General features: G+C 66.7%; 15 protein-coding genes, 4 tRNA genes and 1 riboswitch. Of the genes, 10 read left to right on the top strand and 9 right to left on the bottom strand.

The features are described 5' to 3' along the window. Positions 1 to 155 precede the first annotated feature (155 nt). The 10 genes from AACH11_RS17930 to ribD all read left to right on the top strand — a co-directional run bounded on the left by AACH11_RS17930 (position 156) and on the right by ribD (position 10,115). Positions 156 to 1,115, top strand: coding sequence for a lytic transglycosylase domain-containing protein (locus AACH11_RS17930; RefSeq protein WP_341375623.1), 960 nt, complete (start codon positions 156 to 158; stop codon positions 1,113 to 1,115). 146 nt (positions 1,116 to 1,261) lie between these two features. After that, positions 1,262 to 1,388: riboswitch (ZMP/ZTP riboswitch) on the top strand. A 78-nt stretch (positions 1,389 to 1,466) separates the two neighbouring features. Then, positions 1,467 to 2,717: a serine hydroxymethyltransferase gene (gene glyA / locus AACH11_RS17925; RefSeq protein WP_341375622.1), complete on the top strand. Its 1,251-nt coding sequence runs from the start codon at positions 1,467 to 1,469 to the stop codon at positions 2,715 to 2,717. A gap of 130 nt (positions 2,718 to 2,847) precedes the next feature. Next, the gene (gene nrdR, locus AACH11_RS17920; protein WP_341375621.1) at positions 2,848 to 3,291 is read left to right on the top strand and encodes a transcriptional regulator NrdR; all 444 of its coding nucleotides are present in this window, start codon (positions 2,848 to 2,850) and stop codon (positions 3,289 to 3,291) included. A gap of 129 nt (positions 3,292 to 3,420) precedes the next feature. Beyond that, on the top strand, positions 3,421 to 4,020 hold the full coding sequence (locus tag AACH11_RS17915; RefSeq protein WP_341375620.1) for a pilus assembly FimT family protein: 600 nt from the start codon (positions 3,421 to 3,423) through the stop codon (positions 4,018 to 4,020). 169 nt (positions 4,021 to 4,189) lie between these two features. Continuing rightward, positions 4,190 to 4,708, top strand: a complete 519-nt coding sequence (locus tag AACH11_RS17910; protein ID WP_341375619.1) for a type IV pilin protein — start codon at positions 4,190 to 4,192, stop codon at positions 4,706 to 4,708. Continuing rightward, positions 4,708 to 5,349, top strand: a complete 642-nt coding sequence (locus AACH11_RS17905; RefSeq protein WP_341375618.1) for a pilus assembly FimT family protein — start codon at positions 4,708 to 4,710, stop codon at positions 5,347 to 5,349. The genes AACH11_RS17910 and AACH11_RS17905 overlap by 1 nt, the downstream gene beginning before the upstream one ends. Next, on the top strand, positions 5,346 to 6,107 hold the full coding sequence (locus AACH11_RS17900; protein WP_423228773.1) for a PilW family protein: 762 nt from the start codon (positions 5,346 to 5,348) through the stop codon (positions 6,105 to 6,107). The genes AACH11_RS17905 and AACH11_RS17900 overlap by 4 nt, the downstream gene beginning before the upstream one ends. Further along, a complete protein-coding gene (locus tag AACH11_RS17895; RefSeq protein WP_341375616.1) occupies positions 6,101 to 7,501 on the top strand; it encodes a hypothetical protein in 1,401 nt (466 codons plus the stop codon). The genes AACH11_RS17900 and AACH11_RS17895 overlap by 7 nt, the downstream gene beginning before the upstream one ends. Next, on the top strand, positions 7,498 to 8,886 hold the full coding sequence (locus AACH11_RS17890) for a type IV pilus modification PilV family protein (protein WP_341375615.1): 1,389 nt from the start codon (positions 7,498 to 7,500) through the stop codon (positions 8,884 to 8,886). The genes AACH11_RS17895 and AACH11_RS17890 overlap by 4 nt, the downstream gene beginning before the upstream one ends. Continuing rightward, complete coding sequence (gene ribD, locus AACH11_RS17885; RefSeq protein WP_341375614.1) at positions 8,883 to 10,115, top strand: bifunctional diaminohydroxyphosphoribosylaminopyrimidine deaminase/5-amino-6-(5-phosphoribosylamino)uracil reductase RibD; 1,233 nt, start codon at positions 8,883 to 8,885, stop codon at positions 10,113 to 10,115. Before AACH11_RS17890 ends, ribD begins: the two co-directional genes overlap by 4 nt. Before the next feature lie 82 nt (positions 10,116 to 10,197). On the opposite strand, the gene AACH11_RS17880 is transcribed toward ribD, so the two are convergent. The 9 genes from AACH11_RS17880 to AACH11_RS17840 form a co-directional block, all read right to left on the bottom strand. Further along, positions 10,198 to 10,464 carry a hypothetical protein gene (locus AACH11_RS17880; protein ID WP_341375613.1) on the bottom strand — a complete coding sequence of 89 codons (267 nt, stop codon included), beginning with the start codon at positions 10,462 to 10,464 and terminating at the stop codon, positions 10,198 to 10,200. A 326-nt stretch (positions 10,465 to 10,790) separates the two neighbouring features. Next, positions 10,791 to 10,866, bottom strand: a tRNA-Glu gene (locus AACH11_RS17875). A 53-nt stretch (positions 10,867 to 10,919) separates the two neighbouring features. Then, positions 10,920 to 10,995 (bottom strand) — tRNA-Ala (locus tag AACH11_RS17870). Between the two features lie 123 nt (positions 10,996 to 11,118). Then, a tRNA-Glu gene (locus tag AACH11_RS17865) sits at positions 11,119 to 11,194 on the bottom strand. 64 nt (positions 11,195 to 11,258) lie between these two features. Further along, positions 11,259 to 11,334 (bottom strand) — tRNA-Ala (locus tag AACH11_RS17860). A 126-nt stretch (positions 11,335 to 11,460) separates the two neighbouring features. Continuing rightward, the gene (gene gltX, locus AACH11_RS17855; protein WP_341375612.1) at positions 11,461 to 12,876 is read right to left on the bottom strand and encodes a glutamate--tRNA ligase; all 1,416 of its coding nucleotides are present in this window, start codon (positions 12,874 to 12,876) and stop codon (positions 11,461 to 11,463) included. Between the two features lie 225 nt (positions 12,877 to 13,101). Beyond that, positions 13,102 to 14,625 carry an amidophosphoribosyltransferase gene (gene purF, locus AACH11_RS17850; protein WP_341375611.1) on the bottom strand — a complete coding sequence of 508 codons (1,524 nt, stop codon included), beginning with the start codon at positions 14,623 to 14,625 and terminating at the stop codon, positions 13,102 to 13,104. Between the two features lie 138 nt (positions 14,626 to 14,763). Continuing rightward, complete coding sequence (locus AACH11_RS17845) at positions 14,764 to 15,231, bottom strand: CvpA family protein (protein ID WP_341375610.1); 468 nt, start codon at positions 15,229 to 15,231, stop codon at positions 14,764 to 14,766. Positions 15,232 to 15,285: 54 nt separating this feature from the next. Beyond that, positions 15,286 to 16,137 (bottom strand): SPOR domain-containing protein, encoded by an 852-nt coding sequence (locus AACH11_RS17840; RefSeq protein ID WP_341375609.1) that lies wholly within the window; start codon positions 16,135 to 16,137, stop codon positions 15,286 to 15,288. Positions 16,138 to 16,147: the final 10 nt, after the last annotated feature.

The following is a 16,147-nucleotide window of genomic DNA, read 5'->3' as shown; positions in this document are numbered from 1 at the left end:
CCCTCCGGCCCATCGTTCCCGCGCCACCGGCCAAGGTCACCAGTCCATTGAGGAGGACTGACCGCCGGGGCGGCACCATTATCGGCGTCGGGATGTCCGCGGTCAGGCCACGCCGACCGACATCGACCGGTGCCACAACAATCGAGGTCAACTGGATGTCAGCGTACGCTCATCTGCGCGCTGTGGCGCTCTCCTGCGCCCGTTCGGCGCAGGTCTTCGCCCGCGATGTCGGCGCGGGTCTGCTTGAAGTCAGCCATCACTCACTGGCCACGGTCGGCCTGTGCGTGGTCGCCGTCGCCATCTTCATGTCCGGCAAGGACGAACTGCGGCTCGACATCGAGCGCGAAGCCCTGTCCTGGCTGAAGGAGCGCGAGATCGCGCGCACCCCGGTGATCGCCGCCATCGTCGAGCAGGCCGAACTGAAGATGTCCGAGCCGGACGCGGTGACACGCGCCACCGCAGCGGATCCGCGCAGCCTGACGCGCCAGCAGGCGGCCGTCGCCAACTGGCTGTCGAAACGGTACAAGGTCGCGCCTGAACCCGTCAGCCGGCTGGTGCAGGAAGCCTGGAGCGTGGGAGAGCGCGCCCGCCTGGAGCCGACCCTGATCCTGGCGATCATGGCCATCGAGTCCAGCTTCAACCCGTTCGCGCAAAGTCCGGTCGGCGCCCAGGGCCTGATGCAGGTGATGACCCGCATCCACAACGACAAGTACGAGGCCTTCGGCGGCGAGCGCGCGGCCTTCGATCCGGTGACCAACCTGCGCGTCGGCGTGCTGGTGCTCAAGGAGTGCATCGCGCGGGCCGGGGGTGTCGAAGCCGGACTGCGCTACTACGTCGGCGCGGCCAATCTGGAGAGCGACGGCGGCTATGCACGCAAGGTGCTGGCCGAGCAGGATTTCCTCAAGCGTGTGGCATCCGGCAAGGCGGTGGCCTGGAACACGCCTCTGCCGACTCCGGCACCGCAGGTCCTCCGGACCCAGGCGCCCACCGGTGAAGGCGGACAGGGCGGCGGAGACATCAACACCCCCACCGGCACGCCCGGCAGCGCCGCAGAGACGGCCGCACAGGCCCACGATGACGCCCACCCGGTGCGGGTGGCCTACACCGCGCGCTGACCCGGCGACGATCCAGATCGAGACCTGCTGCCCGCGACAGCTGCCACACCGCCGCGGCGGCCAGCTTGCTACACTCCGGCCCGACGGGCGAACAGCGCCCGGGACCGGTGCAGAGCCGGTCCGGCGACCGGCGCCGCCGGTCGCCCGTGAACCTGCGCGACTGGCGATAAGGGCATTCCGCCCGAGGTGGATCACCACCGGGAAGCGCAGGCGTGGATGCCCCTCATTCCAGGGGGATCATCCGCGCGACAGCCGTGCGCCTGGGCAGCCCTGCAGCGATGGTCCCTGACGGTCCGCACGCCGTCCGCGACCCGCCCGCCGTGGCCAACACTCCCTTCCGGACTGCCCTCCATGTTCGACCGTTCCGTCTCCACGATCGCCAACACCGACCCCGCCCTGTGGGCCGCCATCCAGGCCGAGACCGCGCGCCAGGAAGATCACATCGAGCTGATCGCCAGCGAGAACTACACCTCGCCCGCCGTCATGGCCGCGCAGGGTTCGCAACTGACCAACAAGTACGCTGAAGGCTACCCGGGCAAGCGCTACTACGGCGGCTGCGAGCATGTCGACGTCGTCGAGCAGCTGGCCATCGACCGCGCCAAGCAGCTGTTCGGTGCCGAGTACGCCAACGTCCAGCCCAACAGCGGCTCGCAGGCCAACCAGGCCGTGTTCTTCGGCCTGCTGCAGCCCGGCGACACGATCATGGGCCTGAGCCTGGCCGAAGGCGGCCACCTGACGCACGGCATGCCGCTGAACATGTCGGGCAAGTGGTTCAAGGTCGTCTCCTACGGCCTGAACGCCCAGGAAGACATCGACTACGACGCGATGGAGCGTCTGGCCCACGAGCACAAGCCGAAGCTCATCATCGCGGGCGCCTCGGCCTTCGCGCTGCGCATCGACTTCGAGCGCTTCGCCAAGGTGGCCAAGGCCGTCGGCGCCTACTTCATGGTCGACATGGCGCACTACGCCGGCCTGATCGCCGCGGGCGTCTACCCGAACCCGGTGCCGCACGCCGACGTCGTCACCACCACCACGCACAAGACCCTGCGCGGCCCGCGCGGCGGCCTGATCCTGATGCGCGGCGAGGACGTCGCCAAGAAGATCAACAGCGCGATCTTCCCCGGCATCCAGGGCGGCCCGCTGATGCACGTCATCGCCGGCAAGGCCGTGGCTTTCCAGGAAGCCCTGAGCCCCGAGTTCAGGGCCTACCAGGAGCAGGTCGTCAAGAACGCCGCCGTGATGGCCGAGACCCTGACCCAGCGCGGCCTGCGCATCGTCAGCGGCCGCACCGAGAGCCACGTCATGCTGGTCGATCTGCGCCCCAAGGGCCTGACCGGCAAGGAAGCCGAGGCGCTGCTGGGCCGTGCCCACATGACCTGCAACAAGAACGGCATCCCCAACGACCCGCAGAAGCCGATGGTCACCAGCGGCATCCGCCTGGGCTCGCCGGCGATGACCACCCGCGGCTTCAAGGAAGAGCAGTCACGCAAGGTCGCCAACCTGATCGCCGACGTGCTGGAAGCGCCGAATGACGCGGCCGTCCTCGAACGTGTCAAGGCCGATGTCGCCCAGCTGACGCGCGACTTCCCGGTCTACCGCTGACCCACCCGCGCGGACCCCGCCGATGCGCCGCAGGCGCGTGGCGGCGGTCCGCGTCCCCGCGAGACCCCGTGTCCGCCCCTCGTGCGCGGCAGCCTGACGGCCGCAGCGCCGACCGCCCCCACAAAGCCCGATGCGCTGCCCCTACTGCGGCCACCGCGAGAGCCAGGTCGTCGAGACCCGCGAATCCGATGAAGGCGACGTGGTGCGCCGGCGTCGCAAGTGCCTGACCTGCGACAAGCGCTACACCACCTATGAACGGCCCGAGGTGGCCCTGCCGGCCGTCGTCAAGAAGGACGGCTCGCGGGTCGATCTCGACCTGTCCAAACTGCGCGCCTCGATGATGCTGGCGCTGCGCAAGCGCCCGGTCAGCGTCGAGCAGGTCGACGCCGCGCTCGACCGCATCCAGGAAAAGCTGATGGCCAGCGGCGTGCGCGAGATCGCCAGCGCCCGCCTCGGCGAGCACGTGATGCGCGAACTCAAGCGCATCGACAAGGTCGCCTACGTGCGCTTCGCCTCGGTCTACCGCAGCTTCGAGGACGTCGACGAGTTCCGACAGCTGATCCGGGACATCTGATCCCGCTGCCCCCCCCCCCCCCGCGAACGGGGGCCCTCCTCGGGACCGCCGCGGCGCCCGCTGAAGGGTGACGACACGTGCAGGGGCGCTGCCTAGAGTCTGGTCATCCCGGACCGACAGGAGCGCCCGATGGAGCCGAACACCGCAATCCGCTGCCGCGCAGTCGGCGCGCTCGACCGGCACGGGAAGAAAGCGGCCCGCGGCCTGGGCAGCATCGAGATCTACGCCAGCTTGTGCTGTTCGGCGCTGCTGGTCAGTCAGGCACTGCCGAGAATCGACGCCATCCGTGACCGCCAGGCAGTGCAGGTCGTCGCCGGCGAACTCGACCAGCAACTGCGCATGGCGCGCCAGACCGCCATCGCGCTCGACACCCCCGTGCGCCTGACCCTGAGGGCATTGACCGGCGGTGGCGGCCACTGCACGCTGACGCACACCGGTGATCCACAGGCCTGCCGCTGCGCCGATCCCACGACCGGAGCGCCGGCAGCCTGCGATGCACCCGCGCGCCTGCTGCAGGCCAGCAGCACCCGCCTTGCCGAGGCCGGCGCCACCGTCACGACCGTGAACCGGACCCTGATCTTCGCCCCGGACCATGGCACGGTGACGCCGACGGCCACCTTCGAGATCCGCTCGCGACAGGGACTGCGCGTGCGCAAGATCATCAACATCCTCGGCCGGGTGCGCGGGTGCGCGGTGACGCCGTTGCCGGGGTGGAGTACTTGCGCCTGAGCGCTGTCGTGCCCGGCGATCGCGGAATCGCCCTCGGCAGTTCGATGCCCGTCGACAAAACTGCCGAACCACGGCTGACTCGAACTGCACGACCAACGGTACTGAGTCACCGACGAGCGGTCAGGTCCCCCGGCAACGAGGCCGCGTCGCCCCGCCGATAATCGAAGGCATGATCGCCCATGCCATCCGCCCCTACCGCACCACGGACGCCCTGCGGCCCATCGTCAGATCGATCCCGCACGGCGTCACGCTGCTTGAACTGCTCATCGCAGTCGTGGTGGTGGGCATCATCTCCGCGATCGCCTACCCCTCCTTCACCGGCGCGATCCGCAAGAGCCGCCGCGCCGACGCGATGGCCGCACTGACCCAGGTCATGCAGGCCCAGGAGCGCTGGCGGGCCAACAACACCACTTACCACGACGACATCGCGACCTTGACCGGTGCCCCGACGCAGTCGCACCCCCCTCCGGGGGAGCTGAACGGACATTACGACATCAGCATCACCAGCGGATCTGCGACATCGAGTGGATATACGGCAGTTGCGCAGGCACGGTCTGACAGCAGCCAGTACGCGGACACGAATTGCCGCTCGCTGCGTGTGACCATGAGCGGCGGGGGCATTCCCAGCTACACGTCGACCAACGCCAGCGGTACCACCAACAGCCCGGACATCTGCTGGGTGAAGTGATGCCAAGGACCCCAACATCCCGGATCCAGGTGCAGGCAGATCGGCGCGAAGGCCGCCCACGAGGCCTGACCCTCATCGAACTGCTGCTGGTCGTGGCCCTTTTCGGCGTGCTGGCGGCCGTGTCGGCCCCATCCATCGCCACCTATCTGGCGCGGAAGCGGGTCGACGGCACGGCGCAGGAATTCGCGACGACGGTACGGTACGCACGTGCATTGCAACTGCAATCACCACAGCGCGCACTGCGCGTTTTTCTCGGGATCAGCAGTGGCACGGGCTTCAGCTGTGCGGGCGTCTACATGGCCAACGACCATTCAACATGCGATTGCGGTCGGGCTACCAACCTCTGCAACACGATCGCGCTCTTTACCGTGCAACCTGAAATGCTGCGGATGATCCGGCTGCCAACTGCCGATGGTGTGTCGATTGCCAACGCCGGCACGGACAGCTTCCTGCGCTTTGACGAACTGACGGCCCTGCCTTATCCGATCGGAGCGAATTCGATCATGATGAGCTCGATCATCTCCTCGAGCCGCGGCGGATCACTGCGGGTGGACATCGGACCAACCGGCATGCCTGTCATCTGCGAGATCCGTACGACCGGCCAGCCAGTGCTTCACCCCACCTATGGGGCGTGTACATGACTGAATCTTTCCTCGCCAGAATGGCACCCCGACCGTCCCGCGGCATGTCGCTGGTCGAAATGATGATCGGCATCACGCTCGGTCTGGTTATTCTGGCCGGCGCAGTCATTGTGTCGACATCCCAACTGGCCGATCACCGCAGACTACTGCTGGAGGCCCAGGTGCAGCAAGATCTGCGCGTGACAATGGATTTGATCGTGCGAGATCTACGACGTGCTGGCTACTGGGCCGCTTCGCCGCAGACGGTCAACCCATCAAGTAGCGAGTTGACCAACGTACTGGCCAATCCTTACGCCGCCGTCACCCTTGCGAACTCGACGGCTGATACATCCATCGAATATTCGTTCTCCCGTGACGAGGAGTATCCAGACCCGACCTACACCGAGAGCGGCACACAGGATCAAGACGAGCGCACCGGCTTCCGACGAATCAGCACGGGTGGAGTCGGTGTCATGCAGATGAAGCTCAATGACACGTGGCAGGCGTTGACTGATTCAGCAGTTATCGACGTACGAAGCTTCACGGTGGCAATAGAGACAGCAAATGGAGCAGATGGACTACCTGGAGTGGTCCTGCCGTGCGGATCCAACCTGGCGAACTGCCCTCCGCTAGGACCGGGAGGCGGCGCACTCAGACGTTGCCAACGAAGTGCGACCATTTCCATCACGGCCCAAGCCGTCCATGACGCGAGCGTGAAGCGCTCGATCGGGACCACCGTGCGCCTTCGCAACGACCTGATTCGGGAGGGCGCATGTTGAGGCGATCCGATCCAGACGTCGGACTGCGCCGCACGCACTGCCCGGAACAAGGGCTGGCCGCACTCGTGGTGATCATGGGCCTCTTCTTGGTTATGGCCTTGGTCGCTGCCTACGCCAACCGCAACATCATCATAGAGCAACGCATCTCCGCGGGCTCGGTGCGTTCGGAGCGAGCTGCACAAGCCGCGGACAGCGCGGTCGACTGGGTCACCGCAATGCTCAACAGCGGCAACATCGACACACGATGCCAGCCGACCTCCGACACATCTCTGGGAAACTTCCGCTCGCGTTACTTGCTGCGCAACAGTGAGACCAACGGCTACGACTACGTCACGCGATCAATCACCAGCCTGACCAACAAGTACTACGCAGGATGCAGGTTGGTATCCAGTGGTGAGCTCAGTTGTGTCTGCCCGAATTCTGGGAACCCGGGCCTGAATCCGCTGGCTGGCGATGACAACAGCGCAGCCTTCCGCATCAACTATGACGCACCCGTTGCAGCCGGGGGCGCCGAAACTCGCGCCGGAACCATCACGGTCCAGGTCCGCGGCTGCGCCAATGCAGGCACGGCGAGTCAAGGCTGTATTGCGAATGTCGATCATCCGGTGACAGATGCAATCGTCGACGTACGTGCCCACTTGGGGCTGGTCAAGGCACTGCCGGCCGTCCCCGCTGCGACCATCACCACCGGCCGCTATCTGGACGCGTCCAGTGCCACCGCGCTCCACATCGCCAATACTGACCCGACCACAGGCATCGGTATCCAGACGGGCGGCGCAGCAACTTGGCCTTCTGGCACGATGCCGACCGTATCGGGGCCGGCCGGCAGCACATCGACCAATGACGGCCGAGTTCTCGTCCCACCGGACACAGCAGCCTTGACTCAGCAGTACACCGAGAATCCGAGTGGCAGCGGTTGCGAATCCGGCAATTGCTTCTTCCGCCGCTTTTTCACGATGGACCAATCGTTGTACAAGCGACAGCCGGCGGTCGTCCGCCTGTCGTGCAGCGGTGGCTGCGACCTCTCGGACCTGACCACGGCGCAATGGACGGGGCAGAATGCGGGCCGGCCGATTTATATCGACGGCGATCTGACGCTGGCTGACAGCCCGACGGGTACCGTCGGCACGTCAGCCCAGCCAATGCTTTTGGTCGTCAGCGGCACGTTGACCATCTCCGCCGGCATGGATCTGGTGGGCTTGGCGTATGCCCATGACGTCGTGTGGTCTGCATCCAGCGGCAGCCTCCGTGGTGCCTTGGTCGCGGCACAGGACATCACGGTCAGCGGCACGATGACTGCCAGCTACGACAGTGACGTACTCAAGCTGATGAAGGACACGTACGGCTCCTTCGTTCGGATTCCAGCCGGATGGAACCGCGGAGGCAGAGAATGACGCGCCCATTGCCGCAAAACGACAGCATGCGTCGCATGCCTTTACCCGAAATTGGCAAGACCTTGGCGCGGCTTCGCCCGTCGACAGCACAAACACTCCATCGCTCCGGAGTTACGCTGATCGAAGCGCTGATCTGTCTTGTCGTGATGTCGCTGGGCGTCCTGGCGCTGATGGGGCTACAGACCAACCTGCGCTACAACGCGGACGTCGCCCGCCAGCGGGCAGAAGCCTCACGCATCGCGAGCCAAGAACTCGAGAAAGCCCGTGCCTTCGCCAGCATCTCGGGCACCGACTCATGGGACGCGATCAGCACCCGGACGGTCAGTTCCTACGAGCTGCCCGACAACCGCCAGAACACCACTTACACCCTGGTGAGGACGGTGACCACGCCCAGCGATGGCACGCCGCGCAAAGTCATCACCGTCACGGTGAGTTGGGCTGACCGGACAGCCGCAGTGCCAGCCGCAGGTCAAGCCCAGGCACAGAACCAGAGCATCCAACTGCAAGCCCTGGTGGCCGGCATAGATCCGACGTTGAGCGGCCAGTTGGCGGTCAGCCAGATCAGTCCACCCTCCAGTCAACGCAGCGGTCGACATGCGGCGATACCGTCCGAGGCCAAGGATCTGGGTGACGGCCGCAGCGCGTTCAAGCCGTTTAACCAAGGGACCAGCGTCTGGGTTTTCAACAACACGACTGGCACAGTCTCGTCGCTGTGCAGCGGCATCACTACCGACCAAGCGGCGATAACCACCAGTACGGTAGAGAACTGCCAGTCAATCAGCGGTCGACTGGTCAGTGGCAGCGTTCACTTCACGAATGTTGCAGAACCAGGCCTGAGCGAGGCCCGCGATCCAGGGCAACTCTCGCGCGGCGTCCGAATTCTTTCGGCGGACAGCCCGCTTCGAATCGCTTCAGATTCCGGCGTAAATGTTTCCGGAAATCCTCAGTGTGCATCCAATTCGCCGACATCCCGCGCAGGCGTACCCGCTGCCGTGCGACTTAACGACGCATACCTACCCATTCAATATTTCTGCCTTGTTGTACTGACGGATGGAAGTTCAGGCTGGGGCGGAAAGCTTGATTTGGTTCCTGGCAACTACACGGGCGAGACCGCTGAAGACTGGACCAATTCCGGCACCGGAAGCAACGCCTACAAGGTCTGCCGCTACACCCGCTACACCACAACAAACCCGGACTTCGTAGCCAACATTGATCACCCACTGACTTATTGCCGGACCAGTTACGCTGCAAATAGCACGATTTGCACAAACAAGGTCACCCAGAGCCTGACAGAACAGAACTATTTGCTGGTCAAGGCTTCTAGCACTTGCCCCACAGGCGACTCTATCTACAACACCCGGCAGCACCAGCCGGCGCCCCAGTGATCCCGAACGCCGTCTCAGGCGGTGACGGCTACGCAGCGCTCGACGGCCAACGGCTGGCGCAGGCGTTGGCCTTGGCAACGCAGGCGATCGGCCTGTCCGAGCCCAATCCGCGCGTGGGTTGCGTGATCGCCGATGCGCAGGGCCGCATGGTCGGAGAAGGCCACACCCAACGTGTCGGCGGCCCACACGCCGAGGTGATGGCTCTGCGCGCCGCGCGTGCCGCAGCGGGCGACACCGCACTGCGCGGCGGCACGGCCTGGGTCACGCTGGAACCCTGCGCCCACCATGGTCGTACGCCACCCTGCGCCGATGCCTTGATCGCCGCTGGCCTCGCCCGCGTGGTGATCGCGATGCGGGATCCCTTCCCACAGGTCGCCGGACGCGGCATCGCACGGCTGCGCGATGCCGGCATCACCGTCGTCGAGGCACCGCCCGACAGTGACCTGTGCCGCCAGGCCCAGGACCTCAACATCGGCTTCTTCTCCCGCATCGAACGCGGCCGCCCCTGGGTGCGGATGAAGATCGCCGGCAGTCTGGACGGCCACACCGCCTTGCCGGACGGCCGCAGCCAGTGGATCACCTCGATGGAGGCCCGCAACGACGGTCACGCCTGGCGGCGCAGGGCAACAGCTGTGCTGACCGGCCTGGGCACGGTGCTGGCCGACGATCCGCTGTTGGACGTGCGCGCTCTTGCAACCGACGTGCAGCCCTGGCCGCTGGTGCTCGACAGTCGCTGGCAATGCCCTCCTGGCGCTCGGCTGCTTGCGCGTGCGGACTGCTGCATCGCCGGCCTGGACGATGCCGCCCTCGCCGACGACGACGAGGCCCGTGTGCGACGCGAGAAGCTGCGTGCGGCCGGCGTGCGTCTGATCGAGCTGCCGGCAGCGGGGCAGCCCACCCGTGCACACGCCAGCGCGGCCATGCCCCACGCGCACCACACGGACCGACCACGGCCCGATCTGGGTGCGCTGATGCGCACACTGGCCGCATCGCCGGTCAACGAACTGCATGTGGAAGCAGGTGCCATGCTGAACGGCAGCCTGCTGGCCGGCGGTTGGGTCGATGAGCTGTTGATCTACATGGCGCCACGCTGGCTGGGCGAAGGCCGCGGTCTCGCCGCGCTGGCGCCGGATCCTCAGGCGCTGGCCGCGCAACCGGCATGGCACTGGGAAGCCATCGACCGCATCGGCAGTGATGTCCGCCTGAGGCTGCGGCGTACGCAGCCTTGAAACGCGGGTCGCGGACGCCACTCCGAGGCGCTCTGCAGTCACCCGCGTCTTCAGGACGCAGGCGTCAGGCCAGGGATGGCGCTCAGCTCCCCCTCGGCATCCGCGCTTCGCGCAGCACCCAGGGCGTCGCGTACTCACGACCGACGACCCGCTGTGCGCGCAGGTAGTTGTCACGGGCCCGCACACTGAGGCCGGACAGATCGACCTGCCCCGCCGCATCGCAGGGGAACATCAAGCCCCGCCCCTCGACGAACAAGGAATCGAAGCGCAGCAGATAGCGAGCGTCATTGCCTTCGCTCAGCCGGTGACCCCGGGCCGGATCGGTGAACCCACGATCGGAAGCATCCATCGACAACTCCAGTTGTGACCCACGGAAGGCGGGATGAGTTGGAGGGTAGATCGGCGACCAGCGATCGTCATTCAGGCTGCGTCCACGGCACAGCGTCACGGTGGACCATCGTGCTTGTCGGATCGCCGCCATCGGCTGTGGGGCGATCATGATGGGCAGAAGGACAAGTGGACAGCCACTTGGATCAGGGTGCTGAAAAGCAAAAAGCCCGTCGGCAATTCGCGCGACAGGCTCTTCGTTTTCAACACACCGGCCCGACATCATCGGGACCCATCCGCTTCAGCACCGTTGCAAGACACCGCTGACGACTTGACCTGTCAGCTTGTTGGCGTCCCCTAGGGGATTCGAACCCCTGTTACAACCGTGAAAGGGTCGTGTCCTAGGCCTCTAGACGAAGGGGACACGGCGCAAAACGGATGACACATCGATTGCTCAGACGGCCCGACCGGAGTCGGTGGTGGAGGTAAGCGGGATCGAACCGCTGACCTCTTGCATGCCATGCAAGCGCTCTCCCAGCTGAGCTATACCCCCGTAGATCCATGCACCCGCCTTTCGACGAATCCACGGACAGCTGTCAAAGCAATCCATGCTGCCGGCGCTTTCACACCGGACTTCTTTGCCTCTTGGCAAGCTTGCATGTACAAGCCTGCGATTTGGCGTCCCCTAGGGGATTCGAACCCCTGTTACAACCGTGAAAGGGTCGTGTCCTAGGCCTCTAGACGAAGGGGACTTGAAACTTTCAAGATCGGATCTTGCGATCTGATCATCTCCTGAACGACGCCGCAGGCCTGTAGTGGTGGAGGTAAGCGGGATCGAACCGCTGACCTCTTGCATGCCATGCAAGCGCTCTCCCAGCTGAGCTATACCCCCGGTTCGTGCTTTCGCACGCCCTTCAGGCGCCGCGCCACTCGGATTGCTTGGCTTTTCAGCCTTGCTTTCGTTGCGTCGCTTTGTTTGCGTTGCCGTTCAAGCGAGATATGGAGTATAGAACGGTTTTCAGAACGAACGCAAGCGGTCGACGACAATTTTTTTGTCGAACAGCGCGAGCACCGCGTCGACCGACGGCGTCTGCGCCCGGCCGCACACCAGCACGCGCACCGGCATCGCCAGTTGCGGCATCTTCAGACCGTGCTCGCCGATCGTCGCCTTGATCGCGGCGGCGATGGCGGCCTTGTCCCAGTCCGCGGTGTCCAGACGATCCGCCAGGGACTGCACCGCAGGGCGCACCGCATCGGTCAGGTGCTGCGCACGCTCCTCGGCCGAGCCCTCGACCGGCGCGTGGTACATCGCCAGCCAGTCAGCCAGCTCGACGGTGGTGCTGCAACGGTCCTTGAACAGCGCGCAGCGGGCCGCCAGACGCGGGTCCGCCGCATCGGCCGCGATGCCACGGCGCGCCAGCTGGGCCGCGACCAGTCCGGCCAGACGGGTGTCGTCCGCGGCCTTCAGGTACTGGGCGTTGACCCAGGCCAGCTTGGCCGGATCCCACTGGGCCGGGCTCTTCGCCAGATGACTGCCGTCGAACCACTGCACCATCTGCTCGCGGCTGAACAGTTCGTCATCGCCGTGGCTCCAGCCCAGGCGGGCCAGGTAGTTCAGCATCGCCTCGGGCAGGTAGCCGCCCTCGTCGTAGGCGGTGACGCTGACCGCGCCACGGCGCTTGGACAGCTTCAGGCCGTCGTCGCCCAGGATGATCGGGCAGTGGCCGTAGGCCGGATGTGGCGTGTCAGCCGCGATCGCGCGCCAGATGTTGATCTGCCAGGGCGTGTTGTTGATGTGCTCGTCGCCGCGGAAGACATGGCTGATGCGCATGTCGAAGTCGTCGACCACGACAGCGAAGTTGTAGGTCGGCACACCGTCCGGGCGCTGGATGATCAGGTCGTCGATCTCCTGGTTGTTGATGCTGATCGGACCCTTGACCAGATCGTCCCAGGTGACTGTGCCATCGACCGGGTTGGCGAAGCGCACCACCGGCTGCACGCCCGCGGGCACGGCCGGCAGCACCTTGCCCGGCGCGGGACGCCAGCGGCCGTCGTAGCGGGTCTTCTCGCCGCGGGCCTTCTGCGCCTCGCGCATCGCGTCCAGCTCCTCGGGGCTGGCATAGCAGCGGTAGGCGGTGCCGGCGGCGATCATCTCGTCGATCACCTGCTGGTAGCGGTCCAGGCGCTGCATCTGGTAGACCGGGCCTTCGTCATGCGCCAGGCCCAGCCAGCGCATCGAGGCCAGGATCTGGTCGACCGAGTCCTGCGTCGAGCGGGCGACGTCGGTGTCCTCGATGCGCAGGATGAACTCGCCGCCGAAGTGGCGGGCATAGGCCCAGCTGTAGAGGGCGGTACGGGCGGTTCCCAGATGCAGGAAGCCGGTGGGCGACGGGGCGATGCGGGTGCGCACCGGGCGGTTCTGTGCTTGGTTCATGGGATGACGGGGCAGCAGGACCCCGGAAACGGGGACGATGGAATCGGACAGGGCCCACGACGGGGCCCTGATGCTTCATGTCATGACAACGATGACGGTGACGGTGCGCGCCCTGCCCTTCTGCGTCAGGTCACCGGACGCCGGCCTGTGCGCCGGCCCGGGATGCGAGGCCAGGGGATGGCGGCTCATCGGACCTCCTCAGGGCACCGGCCCGGTCGTCGGGGCTCAGCCTTCCGCGCGGCTCTGCAGCGTCAGACGGGTGCGGGCCTCGCCATCCTCGTCGTCCTTGCGGGCTTCGGTGCGCTGGGTCTGGATGGCCTCGAAGTCGGCCGCGCTGACATCACCGGTGATGTACTGGCCATCGAAGCAGCTGGCCTCGAAGCCGACGATGGCGGGGTTCAGCTGGGAGACCACGCGCTTCATGGCGTCCACGTCCTGATAGATCAGCGCATCGGCACCGATGTAGGCGCGGATTTCCTCCTGCGTGCGGCCGTGGGCGATCAGCTCGGTCGAGGTCGGCATGTCGATGCCGTAGACGTTCGGGTAGCGCACCGGCGGCGCGGCGCTGGCCATGTAGACCTTGTTGGCCCCGGCCTCGCGCGCCATCTGCACGATCTCCTTGGAGGTCGTGCCGCGCACGATGGAGTCGTCGACCAGCAGCACGTTGCGGCCCTTGAACTCGGCGGCGATCGCGTTGAGCTTCTGGCGCACGCTCTTCTTGCGCTGGCCCTGGCCCGGCATGATGAAGGTGCGGCCGACGTAGCGGTTCTTGACGAAGCCCTCGCGGTAGGGCTTGCCGATCTTCTGCGCCAGCTGCATCGCCGCCGGCCGGCTGCTCTCGGGGATCGGGATGACGACGTCGATCTCGCTGGGCGGCATCTGGTTGATCACGCGCTGGGCCAGCGTCTCGCCCATGTTCAGGCGCGCCTGGTAGACCGAGATGCCGTCGATGACGGAGTCCGGACGGGCCAGGTAGACGTACTCGAACATGCACGGATGCAGTTGCGGGGCGGCCGCGCACTGCTCGGCATGCACCCGGCCTTCGAGGTCGATGAAGATCGCCTCGCCCGGCGCGACGTCACGCACGATGCGGTGGCCGGTGCCCTCCAGCGCGACGGTCTCGCTGGCCACCATCACCTCGGGACCGTCGGGCGTGTCGATCTGGCCGTAGACCAGGGGACGGATGCCGTAGGGATCACGGAAGGCCAGCAGGCCGTAGCCGGCGATCAGCGCGATCACGCCATACGAGCCCTTGATGCGCTGGTGCACCGCCTTGACGGCCTTGAAGATCAGCGCCGGGGTCAGCGGCACGTCACGCCCGGCCAGCTCCATCTCGTGGGCCAGGATGTTGATCAGCACCTCGGTGTCGCTGCCGGTGTTGATGTGGCGGCGGTCGACGTCGAACAGCTCCTGCTTGAGCGCGTGGGCGTTCGTCAGGTTGCCGTTGTGCACCAGCACGATGCCGTAGGGCGCGTTGACGTAGAAGGGCTGGGCCTCTTCCTCGTTGAACGCGTTGCCGGCGGTCGGGTAGCGCACCTGGCCCAGACCCACGTTGCCCGGCAGAGCCCTCATGTTGCGGGTACGGAACACGTCGCGCACCATGCCGCGGGCCTTGTGCATGAAGCACTTCGTGCCCTGCATGGTGACGATGCCGGCCGCATCCTGGCCCCGGTGCTGCAGCAGCAGCAGCGCGTCGTAGATCAGCTGATTGACCGGGGTGCGCGAGATGACGCCGACGATGCCGCACATGGTGGGGAGATCCTTGGGAGAAGACGGGAAGAAACGATCAGGAGAATTCAGAGCGGGCCGCCGTGACCGCGATCACGACGCGCCATGGACGCGGTGTCACGCGCCAGGGCGCAGCCGCGTCGTCAGTCAGCCAGCCAGTCAGTCCGGCAGGTGGCGCATCAGGGCCTCGGGCAACAGCGGGCGCAGACCATGCAGCACGGTGGCCAGCCAGACGGCGCCCCGCGACTGCTGCCAGGCTTCGGAGCGCGCCGCCGGAGTGGACCAGACCAGCACTGCCGCCAGCAACAGCAGCAGCAGCCCACGCACCAGGCCGAAGACGGCGCCGGCCGCGCGGTCGAGCACCGTCAGCGGCGTGGCCCGGATCACCAGCCGGACCAGCCGGGCGGCCAGCCCCCAGGCCAGCAAGGCCAGCATGAAGGCCGCGGCGAAGCTGGCGCCGACATGCAGCGGGCTGCCGGTCGCACCGACGGGCACCCAGGGCGCGATCGGCACCGTCAACCAGCGGGCCGCCAGCCAGGCCACCAGCCAGCCGACCAGGGACATCAGCTCGAACACCAGCCCACGCCACAGGCCCAGCGCAACCGAGCCTGCCAGCAGCAGCAGCATCAGGCCATCGATCCATCCGGTCCCCGCGGCGGTGTCCATCCTGGCCGGCCGGAATCACAGCTGGAGCAAGGCCGTGGCCAGCCCCGCGTCCTTGAGACGGGCGGCCGCCTTGTCGGCTTCGGCGCGGGTGGCGAAGGGGCCGACCCGCACGCGGGTCCGGGCCACACCATCGACCTCGATGACCTGGGTGTAGGTCTTCAGCCCCAGGCTCTCGACCTTGCGGCGGGCTTCACGCAGCTTGTCCGGATCGGTGAAGGCGCCGACCTGCACGACGATGCGCTGGGCCGCCGCCGAGGCGACGCGCTCCGCCTTCTCGGCGCGCTCCTTGTCCGCAGCACGTTCCTTCTCCGCACGGGCCTTGTCGGCCGCGACTTTCTCGGCCCGCTCGGCCTTCAGCGCCTTGTCGGCCGCGATCCGGTCCGCAGCCGCCTTCTGCGCGGCGGCCTCGTCATGGGCGGCCCGGGTGGAGGTGGCGACCATCTCTCGATCACGGCCATCGTCCTGCTCGACGATCTCGCGCGGTGCCGGTGCAGCCGGCTCGGGCGCAGCAGACGGACGCGGCGCCGTGGCAGGCGGCGTGGCGGCAGGCGCAGGGCCATCGGCCTCGACGGCCGGCATCGGCTCGGAGACCACGGCCGGCGCAGGCGCCAGCGGTGGCGGCGCGCTCTGGGCCTGCGGGGCGGCGTCCTGCCGTGCGATCTCGAAGGCGATGTCGCCCGCCACCGGGCGCGGCCGGGTCTCGAACAGCAGGGGAAAGGCGACCAGCCCGGCCAGCAGGAGCACGGTGGCGCCGATCAGGCGGCGGCGCGCCCGGGCGCGCGCCATCGCCACTGCATCGGGCGCCGGCACGGGCGGGGTGGACGCCGGCGAGCTGCGGCGCTTGAAGACGTTGGTCAGCAATCCCATGAAGGTCTGG

The sequence above is a fragment of the Pseudaquabacterium rugosum genome, from assembly GCF_038066575.1.
GTDB lineage: Bacteria > Pseudomonadota > Gammaproteobacteria > Burkholderiales > Burkholderiaceae_C > Pseudaquabacterium > Pseudaquabacterium rugosum.
The sequence above is the reverse complement of the archived record's forward strand: the minus strand, read 5'-3'. Positions and strand labels throughout refer to the sequence as shown.

What these genes read in the sequence shown, in the direction of transcription:
- AACH11_RS17930 (WP_341375623.1), top strand. Translation starts at nt 156, where the DNA reads ATGTCAGCGTACGCTCATCTGCGCGCTGTGGCGCTCTCCTGCGCCCGT.
- glyA (WP_341375622.1), top strand. Translation starts at nt 1,467, where the DNA reads ATGTTCGACCGTTCCGTCTCCACGATCGCCAACACCGACCCCGCCCTG.
- nrdR (WP_341375621.1), top strand. Translation starts at nt 2,848, where the DNA reads ATGCGCTGCCCCTACTGCGGCCACCGCGAGAGCCAGGTCGTCGAGACC.
- AACH11_RS17915 (WP_341375620.1), top strand. Translation starts at nt 3,421, where the DNA reads ATGGAGCCGAACACCGCAATCCGCTGCCGCGCAGTCGGCGCGCTCGAC.
- AACH11_RS17910 (WP_341375619.1), top strand. Translation starts at nt 4,190, where the DNA reads ATGATCGCCCATGCCATCCGCCCCTACCGCACCACGGACGCCCTGCGG.
- AACH11_RS17905 (WP_341375618.1), top strand. Translation starts at nt 4,708, where the DNA reads ATGCCAAGGACCCCAACATCCCGGATCCAGGTGCAGGCAGATCGGCGC.
- AACH11_RS17900 (WP_423228773.1), top strand. Translation starts at nt 5,346, where the DNA reads ATGACTGAATCTTTCCTCGCCAGAATGGCACCCCGACCGTCCCGCGGC.
- AACH11_RS17895 (WP_341375616.1), top strand. Translation starts at nt 6,101, where the DNA reads ATGTTGAGGCGATCCGATCCAGACGTCGGACTGCGCCGCACGCACTGC.
- AACH11_RS17890 (WP_341375615.1), top strand. Translation starts at nt 7,498, where the DNA reads ATGACGCGCCCATTGCCGCAAAACGACAGCATGCGTCGCATGCCTTTA.
- AACH11_RS17880 (WP_341375613.1), bottom strand. Translation starts at nt 10,464, where the DNA reads ATGGATGCTTCCGATCGTGGGTTCACCGATCCGGCCCGGGGTCACCGG.
- gltX (WP_341375612.1), bottom strand. Translation starts at nt 12,876, where the DNA reads ATGAACCAAGCACAGAACCGCCCGGTGCGCACCCGCATCGCCCCGTCG.
- purF (WP_341375611.1), bottom strand. Translation starts at nt 14,625, where the DNA reads ATGTGCGGCATCGTCGGCGTCATCTCGCGCACCCCGGTCAATCAGCTG.
- AACH11_RS17845 (WP_341375610.1), bottom strand. Translation starts at nt 15,231, where the DNA reads ATGCTGCTGCTGCTGGCAGGCTCGGTTGCGCTGGGCCTGTGGCGTGGG.
- AACH11_RS17840 (WP_341375609.1), bottom strand. Translation starts at nt 16,137, where the DNA reads ATGGGATTGCTGACCAACGTCTTCAAGCGCCGCAGCTCGCCGGCGTCC.